Origin of the sequence: Ruegeria sp. HKCCD8929 (assembly GCF_013031405.1) — a bacterium.
Lineage (GTDB): Bacteria > Pseudomonadota > Alphaproteobacteria > Rhodobacterales > Rhodobacteraceae > Ruegeria.
Genome location: NZ_WPZY01000072.1, coordinates 1 through 9439, shown reverse-complemented (window position 1 = coordinate 9439; position 9439 = coordinate 1). Strand labels below are relative to the sequence as shown.

Here is a 9439-nt window from a genome sequence, read left to right as displayed (position 1 = left end):
ATGCAATTGCGACACGGCACGGAGCTTTGATCAGCGCGTCGGACAATGCGCCCGGGCTTACAATCAGTGTCGAGTTTCAACAACTTGGCCCATCATTCAACTTCTCAGCATATTGACTTCATAGCCCTGCCGACCCGTGGCAACCGGCCATTGTGTCTCTGGACGCTCAATTGTACGTCGTGAGGGGTTGCAGGACAGATGGTGGCCTGATCAAAGAGAGGGTGTTGCACTTCTGATTGGCCAAAATATGCGGCGAATTTGCGATGAAGCAAGCGCCGCGTATCGATTGTATACTGTTCAATTCTTGTCTGTTGTTTCGGGATCGTCTTTTTCCGATACCCGGCGACCCTGGTGCCTATGGCTCCTGAGGGATCGACACCGCTTTATGTCGAGATGATGGGTGAGTCCGACGCGATCCTGACCAAGGGCCAGGACCTCTACAACGACGTTCAGTGTAAGAAGGCGGTAGAGATCCTAAACAAGCTGTTTCTGGCGGAGAACGAAACTGGCTCGGTGCGAATGGATCGACCGCTGCGAGAACGTCATTGCCCTCGGCCCCAGCGGTACCGGCAAGACCCACGTGGCGCTCGCTCTTGGATTGGCCGCCTGCCAGCAGGGGCTGACCGTCCGCTTTACCACGGCGCCCGCCATCGTCCATGAACTCATGGAGGCCCGCGACGAGCGACAGCTCCTGCGCCTTCAAAAGCAACTGGTGAAGCAGAAACTCTTGATCATCGACGAACTGGGCTTCGTGCCCCTCAGCAAAACCGGTGCAGAGCTGCTGTTCGAGTTGATCTCGCAGCGATACGAACACGGCTCGATCCTGATCACATCGAACCTGCCGTTCGATGAGTGGACGGAAACCTTCGGCTCAGAACGCCTGACCGGCGCATTGCTCGACCGATTGACCCATCATGTCAGCATCCTCGAGATGAACGGCGACAGCTACCGCCTGGCGCAAAGCAGGGCAAAACAGTTCAAAGACAACTCTTAATATGCAACTCTGATTGGTCCTGACGGACCAAGGCGCCTCGGCACACGCCAGCTAATTGGAAAGCGCGCGCGCCAAGGCGCCAGTCACACCTCACATGGCCGGGTTTTGCGCCGCCCTGTGGCCGGAAATCGTACTGCCGTTGACACCGAACGCAGTAACGGAAGCAGCGATTACTGTGCAAAACCGTCTTGTTTCATGATCAGCTAGGAAAACACACACCACATAGTCGCAATCGGTGTTTCTCTTGCCGATCGCCCCCTGCGCGTGCTGAGCCAAACATGGCAAAACCGCGCCACCTTTACTCATTTCCTGGAGTACAAAAAACGCTGTCTGATCTGCGAACCTAAGGAAAAAGACAACTAGCTCTGTTGGATTGAAGCTCAGCGCCCGTGCTTTAGAGGAGCTTTCGAAGAGACGAAAACAGCTGCTTCCGTTCGTCTTCTGTCAAGGCTAGAAGCACTTTATCTTCAACCTCTTGAACCTCGGGTGTGGCCTTCTCAACGAGTTCGACACCTGCTCTGGTGAGTGTGAAATACGTATAGCGCATATCCCGGCTGTCCTTTTGCCTGCACACCAGCTTCTTTTTTTCGAGGCTGTTCATGATGCGATTCATGGCAGGTGACTCCACCCCAACTCCTTCCGACAGGGTCCTGAGGATACAAGAATCGTTTATGTGGATCATGTTGAGGGTAGTCAATTCGTGAGGCGACAGGCCATTTCGCTTCAGCACCGGCACAGTGACTTCCTTACACCGCTGAGAAGCGCGACGAAGCAGAAAACCAATAGATGTCTCGGCCTCCTCAGTGCTGAGCTTTTCTCCCGGACCTCTCACCCGAACCTCCTTGCCCTCTCATCGACCTTCGCGAGGTCACTCTGCGCCCAAAGCTGCATCTTGGATATAGGTTTAGCTCTAAAGTTCACATCTACAATGTCTTCAACTCATTCGAGCCAATTGACGCACAAGTCTGTGCAATTACCTATCAGACTTGAAATTGCTTTTTTCAAGAGCTGCCTTGACGTCATAGCCCCAAAAAATCCCGGACTTTGCGATGAAGGTGACGGCCATCGCGACAGGCGAATTTCGTCAGATAGGCTCTCAAGCGAACCACAAAGCAAGGCAAGATTATCTCGCATGTAAGATTGATGCCAGCGGCGCAGCTCGGATTGGTGTCGGCGACAGTCAAATCGGAAGTATTGTACCGTATATCCAGACTGTTTTGCCTACTCCCCCGGTCTTTACTGTCACTTCTCTGGGCTGGCCATTTCGAATCCGGGGATCAACGGCGCTTGATATGCCTGTGTATTTCGCAGCTAAGGGAATGCTGACGCGCATTGGTCAGATCGGGCTCCCCGCCGTCATGGGCAGTCTATCTAAGTGTGGCCGGCCCGGATAGACGAATGCCAAGTGCCGTTCGCACGAACCGCAGAGGTAATTTTCCTCAACAATGCCCAGTTTATCTTCGAGCTCGACTCCGAGGTTCCGTATGGCTCGGAACCAGCATTCGGATCAAGACATCCGGAAGCTGCTTCGTGAGGTCGAGTTCAAGCTGGTGGATGGCAAAATCGTGCGCATGGCATATCGTAATGTCGGTGTTCGCAATACAGCCTTTTCAAATGGTGGCGTCAGTTGCTTGCAAAAAGTCACTCACGATCGAGTGAAACAACGTGGGCTTCTCCAGATGTACGGCATGTGCTGTGCCGGGCACCACGGACAATTGAACTTCGGGAATGTTGGTCCATAGCGATTCCACCTGCGGCCAACGGTAGGACTTATCGGAATCTCCCCAAATCACCAGCGTCGGCATGGTCAGTCCAGCCAACGCCTTACGTCCATCCCAACTGGCCATTGCCCCCAGTGCGGCCAGCGCAGCTTGCGGACTGGCCTGTGCACCGATCTCGGTCAACACAGGATACCCCGCGGCCGCTTTTTCTGCCTTGAACCAGGTTGCCCCGATACGGGCTATGGTCTTGGCCACCCCATCGCTCTGCAACCGTTCGCGCGAAACAGTGATTGGCTCAAACCGGTCGGGCATCAGGCCCAGTGGTCCGGTTCCGTAGAGCACCAGTTTCTGGACGCTATCAGGTCTTATCGCGGCCATTTCCTGGGCGATCATCCCGCCCATGGAATGCCCCATCAGGATGAACTCTGCCACCTCCAACTGATCGAGAAGCTCCAGCACGGCTAGGGCCATTCCTGTGATTGTGTCGCATCCGTCCAGATGACCTGCCGTTCCGAAACCCGGAAGGTTTGGGGCAACGACATCAAAATCCTTGCTGAAGGCTTCGATCTCATTCGTCCATTGGGCTGCACCACCAAGATAGCCGTGCACCAACACCATGACTGAACCGGATCCGGCGCGAAGATAAGGCAACCCAGACATCAGCGCATCTGCTCTGGCAACCACAGAGCCACGTCTGGTGACACGATCAACACGGTGATGAGCAGGATCATCGCGGCTATAAACGGCAAGCAACCCATGATGACGTCACCGATAGTGACTTGTTCTCGTCCAATGGCCTGAATGACGTACAAGTTCAGGCCCACGGGTGGTGTTAGAACTGCGATCTCCATCGTGATGGTGTAGACAACACCGAACCAGATCAAGTCAAAGCCGGCTGCGCTCATCAGCGGATAGATGGTCGGCAGTGTGATGAAGGTCATCGAGACTGGCTCAAGGAACATTCCAAGGATGATGTAAAACACCAGGACGATCGCCAGAACCGTGTAGGGAGATAGTTCGAAGGACAGAAACAGCTCGGTGAATTGCTGCGGCACACGATAATATGTTAGTACAAAGCCGAACAGCACACCCGCAGACAGAAGCAGGCCCAGATACCCCATTGTGCGCATGGTGGCAAAGATCGCACCCTTGAACCCTTGCCAGGTCAGCCCGCCAACCCAGAAGGCCAGAATGACGGTCAGTAATGCGGCCACCGCAGCAGCCTCTGTTGGGGTGGCGATACCCGCATAGATCGCGACCGTGATCACCAGACCAATCAGGACCACGGGACCGACGGTGCTTAGGATCAACACCAGAGGCATCTTCGCGGCGTCTTCGCTGCCGGGGATGTCCTGGGGCTTCAACATACCCCAGACCAGCACAACAACCACAAAACTCGAGACTAGGATCAGTCCGGGAATGACGCCCGCGATGAACAGATCTCCGATGCTCTGGTCAGTTACAATGCCATAAAACAGCAGGATCAGGCTGGGCGGAATCAAGACGGACAATGTGCCGCCAGCCGCAAGAACGCCACTGGACAGGCGCTTGCCATATCCCAGACGCAGCATCTCTGGTAGAGCAACCCCGCCGATGGTCAGCGCCCCCACCATGGAGGATCCGCAGACTGCGCCGAACCCTGCGCTGGCACCGATGGAACCGTAAGCAGCAGAACCTTTGATCCGTACCCCCTGATGCAGGAATTGATAGAGGTTCGGCCCGATATTGGACTTTCCTATCAGTTCACCAAGAAATACAAAAAGCGGGACGGCCAGCAGGATATAGTCAATCCAAACCCCCCAGAGCTTAAGCTCGGATGAGACAATTGAAGTCTCCCACCCTTGAATTTGCCACAAAAATGGCAGCGAGGCGGCGGCAAGGGCAAAAGGGATCGGCAGGCCAATGGTGATGAACAGCATCAACAAGCCAAGCAGGCCAAGGCCAACGGTGTACCATTCCATTAGAGATCTCCTGACGGGGCTGGGTCGCGGACCAGGCGGATCAAGCGCAGAGCGGCATAAAATGAGAAAACTACCAGTGCCAGCGCGCCAGGAGCCCAGAACATGTAGCGGGGCCAGTGAAGAATCTCAGAGGCGACACCCGAATTGAACGACCGGATCGTCGCGCTGACGCCGGCATAGGCGAAAAACCCGCCAACCCCCAACATCAGGATGTGGTTTACGATGTCGAAGAGGCGGCGCAAGCCGGGGCGAAGCTGATCCGTGATCATAGTGACTTTGGGAAACGCATCCTCGCGCAACGCATAGGCAAGCCCTGCGAAGGCCACAGGAAATAGCAGCAGCGCCGTCGCTTCGGTGACCATCCGGTCCGGCTTGCCCAGCCCGTAGCGCACGAAAACGCCGTAAGAAATCCACAACATCTGGATCAGCACGACAATCGCGCCCAATCCAGCCAGCCAGACAACAGCACGCTCGGTGATGCGGATAAGACGATCTATCCCGTCATCCATGACGAACCTCGGTATTCACTGGTGAGTGACGGTGGCCCCGGCCTGCGAGACCACCAGTATGCGCCATCTGTCAGGGCGCGTGGCTTTCAAGAAGGGATCGGATACTGTCGGCCATATCCATACCACAGGCTTCATTTACCGTTTCATCCCATTTGGGCTTCACGCTGGCAATCAGACTGGTGCGCTGTTCGTCCGAGATTGAGACAGCAGCTCCACCGCCTTGCATCACGGCGTTGCCAACCTGCTGGTCCACCCAGGCTTCATAACGTGGCTGCAACCACGCTTCGGTTTCAGCGGCGGCGGTGGTCAGGGCGGCCTGTTCGTCGGCACTCAGCGCGTCGAACTTGGCTTTGTTCATCATGTACTGGATGTTGCCATAAAACAGATTGGCGTTGACCATGTAGGGCATGACGGTCCAAAGCTTCCACGAGCTATATGTCGCCACACCCATGTTGATGCCGTCCACAACGCCACGTTCAGCCGACTGAAACACCTCTTTCGGGGCCACAAACACAGGCTCTCCACCCCAGCTTTCGATCATCATACTGACCAGCGGGCCTATTGAGCGAACGAGCTTGCCATCCAGTTTTCCGATATCGTCAATCGGCTCTTCAAACCACCATTCCTGATCGTAGGAGTAGTTCGAGTTAAAGAGCGGCACGAGACCCGCATTCGCGGCTTCACCCCGGATCAGCTCCGCATATGCGGCATCAAGACCTGTCTGATTTTCAAGGCTGACCTCTGCCGGATAAAGCGAAGTGACCGCATAGCACGGCAGACGGTTGTCTGCATTGATCCAGCTGATATCTGACACACCGCCCTGAACAGAATCGACCCCTTCGGACCAGCCGTGCAACGTGGCCGACGGGAACACCTCAACCTTCACCGAGCCGCCGGTTTTTTCTGCAACGAGATCGGCAAAGTGAGTAAAGCCCTCATAGCGGATATCCGCTTCGTTCACATAGGTGCTCAGACGCAGCGTGGTTTCGGCAGATGCAACGCCAGCGGTCAGACCAACAGCCAAAGCGACGCCAATTGCTGTCGTCGATTTAATTGGAAATTTCATGTAATCCTCCCTTTGTTTCGGGTTCAGCTGACGGCTGTCCGCTCCGCCGTACCCAAGGCGTCCTTTGTGTTGATTGACGTAAACTACTGGGGACACCTGCCTCAAACGCTAGGCGCATCATCGCGATCAAGGCCAACTCAAATACGTCATCAATCCATTCCGATGTTGCATAGTTGTTGTTTTTCAGTAGGGTACAAGCGGCTGGAGGGCAGGAATTGGATATCAACTGGCTTCGGGATTTCACGTGTCTGGCGCGAACGCTGAATTTCACCCGCGCTGCCGAAGAACGGAACATCACGCAGTCTGCCTTTAGTCGCCGCATCAAGTCCCTTGAAAACTGGCTAGGTGTTCCGTTGATCAAACGATCCAGCTATCCGGTGCAACTTTCCGAGGCAGGACAGCAATTTCTCCCCATGGCGCAAGAGACAATCGCCAACCTGACCGACATCCGTCAAACCCTTCGAGCGCAGGAACAGGGTCACACAGCCTTTCAGCGCTTTGCCGTCCTGCACACGATTTCCGTAAATTACCTTTCGCAGCGAATTGCGGAGTTCGAGTACAGCATCCCAAACCTCCGCGTTCGGATTTACTCCGATACCCTGAGCACTTGTTGTCAGTTACTGTCCGACGGCACTTGCGACTTCCTGCTCTATTACCGGCACAAGGACGTGCAGCCTGTGTTCGAGGAGCGGCAATTTGCCCGCAAGGATATCGGGACGGAGCAGATGATCCCCGTGGCTGAAGCATCTGCCGCGCACTCCGAAGGGTGGGACCTTGACGGAAGTAACCGGACCCTGATCCCCTATCTGGGATATGACCCCAGCAGCTTTCTAGGGTCCGTTGTCGATCAAACAATCGGCGCACGCACCCCTCCTCTATCCTTGCGCTACATGGACGCACTGACCGAGGCCATCAAGCGGCGCATGTTGTCAGGCAGTGGTATTGCATGGCTGCCAGAAAGCGTGGTGTCCAAAGAGCTTGCATCAGGAAATGTGACCCAAATCGGTGGGCCTGACTGGCACGCCACACTGACATTATCACTCTTCTGTTCGCTCGAGCGGCTGGACAAAACAGGTGAGCAGGTATGGAACGCCCTATGATGGGCCGGGCGTGTCGAGCGGCGTAGTCAAGTGTTCCCAAATACGAATGTTCTCGTCACTTTGTTGATCGGACAAGCGGATCAGCGTGATGTTCAGCTTCTGTTCAGGTAGATGATCGATGTGGACAAGTTCCTTGTTCTCCAAGTGCCTTCTCACAAGTGTCATCGGCAACCAGGCCAAACCGATCCCGCCCAGAGCGTATTCGCATGCCGCCAGTGTCAACGCCGTTTCTGCCTTTGGCGCCAAAACCATTCCCTCCGGCAATGAAGGCAGGATGCACTGGGCCATAATACGACCCAGAAACACATCAGGGGGGTAGGTGATAGTGGGAACCTTCATGCCTTCGAACGATGCCATAAGACCGGGTGACGTAACCGGAACCAAGAAGTCTTCTCCCATTATGTTCGAGTCAAAGGCTCGCGGCATGAAGGGTCCGGGATCGCCAGGGCACTCGTACGTTATGGCAAAGTCAGCTTCACGTGACAGCAACAGCATCAGGCAGTTGTCCCGGTTCCCGGATCGCACGCGGACCGACACATCCTGTGGCTTTGTCAACCGTTTGACGATCCATGGAGAGATCGTCGTAGTGATCGCGTGCTGACAGACAAAAGTCACACCGCGACCACCCCCGTCAACTGAGACTTTCAGATCGTGTTGCAACCGACGTAAACGCGTGCTCATCTCGCGCAATTCAGGCTCCATGGCCCGCACTCCAGGCAGAATTGTCACCGGCTTACATGACCGATCAAACAGCGGCGATCCAATCCGTTCTTCGATAGAGCGCACCCGCCGTGTGAAGGCAGATTGCGTGAGAAACCGCCTCTCGGCCGCACGCGTCAGCGATCCCGTGTCGATCACGGCAAGAATATCGTCAATCCAATCCAACTGCATGTTGCCAGCATATGAAGACAAACAGGTTATGCAATATGCGAAAGTTAAGTCTATGAATTCGAATTAGATACGCAGTTTCATCGAAGTTAAGATGCAAGAAATTCAAGTTAGGAGCATTCAATGCATCTCGCCCGATACCCTCGCCGCTTTATCGCGCATCTTCCCACCCCACTTGAGCGCCTGGATCGTTTAACCAAAGAACTAGGCGGGCCGGAAATCTGGATCAAACGTGACGATTGCACAGGACTGTCTACCGGCGGCAACAAGACCCGCAAGCTGGAATTCCTGATGGCCGAGGCCGAGCTGCAAGGCGCCGAGATGGTGATGACGCAGGGCGCGACACAGTCGAACCACGCTCGCCAGACCGCGGCCTTTGCCGCCAAGCTGGGTATGGATTGCCACATCTTGCTGGAAGATCGCACCGGCTCGAACAACAAAAACTACAACAACAACGGCAATGTCCTGCTGGACCACCTGCACGGCGCCACCACTGAAAAGCGCCCCGGCGGGCTGGACATGAACGCTGAGATGGAGGCCGTGGCGGACAAGCTGCGCGGGGACGGAAAGAAGGTCTACACCATTCCCGGTGGTGGCTCGAACCCGACCGGTGCACTCGGTTATGTGAACTGCGCATTTGAACTTCTCGCGCAGGCCAATGATCGTGCGCTGACGCTTGACCTCATCACGCACGCCACCGGCAGCGCTGGTACTCAAGCAGGCCTGATCGTGGGATTGAAGGCGATGAACGCCCAGATCCCTCTCTTAGGGATTGGTGTACGTGCGCCAAAGCCAAAACAGGAAGAGAACGTCTATAACCTTGCCTGTGCCACTGCTGAAAAACTTGGTTGCGCAGGAATCGTGAAGCGCGAAGATGTCGTCGCCAACACTGACTATGTTGGGAAAGGATATGGCATCCCGACCGAAAGCGGCATTGAAGCCATTCAGATGTTTGCCGAACTGGAGGCGATCCTGCTCGACCCGGTCTACTCTGCCAAAGGGGCGGCTGGCTTCATTGATCTGATCCGCAAAGGACAATTTAAGAGGGGCGAGCGCGTCGTATTCCTGCACACGGGCGGCTCTGCAGCCCTCTTTGGCTATGACAGCGCATTTGACCATAGCAAGCGCTGGGTTGGTTGATCTGACGGCATTGCCAACTTGTTTGCACGCGGCTGATGGGGGTCTGGGCTGCGTCCGTCA

Annotated in this window: 8 protein-coding genes and 2 pseudogenes; 4 read left to right on the top strand and 6 right to left on the bottom strand. The window is 55.4% G+C overall.

The window, feature by feature from the left end; translation table 11 throughout:
• Nucleotides 1-357: 357 nt before the first annotated feature.
• A pseudogene (locus tag GOX53_RS30430) lies at nt 358-453 on the top strand (hypothetical protein); the annotation flags it as partial.
• Between the two features lie 49 nt (nt 454-502).
• Nucleotides 503-994 (top strand): annotated as a pseudogene (istB, locus tag GOX53_RS28130) (IS21-like element helper ATPase IstB); the annotation flags it as partial.
• Between the two features lie 394 nt (nt 995-1388).
• Here istB and GOX53_RS28125 read toward each other — a convergent pair.
• The 5 genes from GOX53_RS28125 to dctP form a co-directional block, all read right to left on the bottom strand.
• Nucleotides 1389-1730 (bottom strand): MarR family winged helix-turn-helix transcriptional regulator, encoded by a 342-nt coding sequence (locus GOX53_RS28125; protein ID WP_171182192.1) that lies wholly within the window; start codon nt 1728-1730, stop codon nt 1389-1391.
• Nucleotides 1731-2604: 874 nt separating this feature from the next.
• A complete protein-coding gene (locus GOX53_RS28120) occupies nt 2605-3375 on the bottom strand; it encodes an alpha/beta fold hydrolase (RefSeq protein ID WP_171182191.1) in 771 nt (256 codons plus the stop codon).
• On the bottom strand, nt 3375-4676 hold the full coding sequence (locus tag GOX53_RS28115) for a TRAP transporter large permease (protein WP_171182190.1): 1302 nt from the start codon (nt 4674-4676) through the stop codon (nt 3375-3377). Before GOX53_RS28115 ends, GOX53_RS28120 begins: the two co-directional genes overlap by 1 nt.
• Nucleotides 4676-5185, bottom strand: coding sequence for a TRAP transporter small permease (locus GOX53_RS28110; protein ID WP_171182189.1), 510 nt, complete (start codon nt 5183-5185; stop codon nt 4676-4678). Before GOX53_RS28110 ends, GOX53_RS28115 begins: the two co-directional genes overlap by 1 nt.
• Nucleotides 5186-5255: 70 nt before the next feature.
• Nucleotides 5256-6251 (bottom strand): TRAP transporter substrate-binding protein DctP, encoded by a 996-nt coding sequence (dctP, locus tag GOX53_RS28105; RefSeq protein WP_171182188.1) that lies wholly within the window; start codon nt 6249-6251, stop codon nt 5256-5258.
• Nucleotides 6252-6466: 215 nt separating this feature from the next.
• Between dctP and GOX53_RS28100 the strand changes: the two genes are divergently transcribed.
• Nucleotides 6467-7351, top strand: a complete 885-nt coding sequence (locus GOX53_RS28100) for a LysR family transcriptional regulator (RefSeq protein ID WP_171182187.1) — start codon at nt 6467-6469, stop codon at nt 7349-7351.
• Here the strand turns inward: GOX53_RS28100 and GOX53_RS28095 are convergent.
• Nucleotides 7346-8242 carry a LysR family transcriptional regulator gene (locus GOX53_RS28095; protein WP_171182186.1) on the bottom strand — a complete coding sequence of 299 codons (897 nt, stop codon included), beginning with the start codon at nt 8240-8242 and terminating at the stop codon, nt 7346-7348. The genes GOX53_RS28100 and GOX53_RS28095 overlap by 6 nt on opposite strands.
• A 120-nt stretch (nt 8243-8362) precedes the next feature.
• On the opposite strand from GOX53_RS28095, the gene GOX53_RS28090 reads away from it, so the two are divergent.
• The gene (locus tag GOX53_RS28090) at nt 8363-9379 is read left to right on the top strand and encodes a D-cysteine desulfhydrase (RefSeq protein ID WP_171182185.1); all 1017 of its coding nucleotides are present in this window, start codon (nt 8363-8365) and stop codon (nt 9377-9379) included.
• Nucleotides 9380-9439: the final 60 nt, after the last annotated feature.

Bases quoted from the DNA above. Each gene is read 5' to 3' on its own strand.
- GOX53_RS28110 (WP_171182189.1), bottom strand. From the start codon at position 5,185: ATGGATGACGGGATAGATCGTCTTATCCGCATCACCGAGCGTGCTGTT.
- dctP (WP_171182188.1), bottom strand. From the start codon at position 6,251: ATGAAATTTCCAATTAAATCGACGACAGCAATTGGCGTCGCTTTGGCT.
- GOX53_RS28115 (WP_171182190.1), bottom strand. From the start codon at position 4,676: ATGGAATGGTACACCGTTGGCCTTGGCCTGCTTGGCTTGTTGATGCTG.
- GOX53_RS28095 (WP_171182186.1), bottom strand. From the start codon at position 8,242: ATGCAGTTGGATTGGATTGACGATATTCTTGCCGTGATCGACACGGGA.
- GOX53_RS28090 (WP_171182185.1), top strand. From the start codon at position 8,363: ATGCATCTCGCCCGATACCCTCGCCGCTTTATCGCGCATCTTCCCACC.
- GOX53_RS28120 (WP_171182191.1), bottom strand. From the start codon at position 3,375: ATGTCTGGGTTGCCTTATCTTCGCGCCGGATCCGGTTCAGTCATGGTG.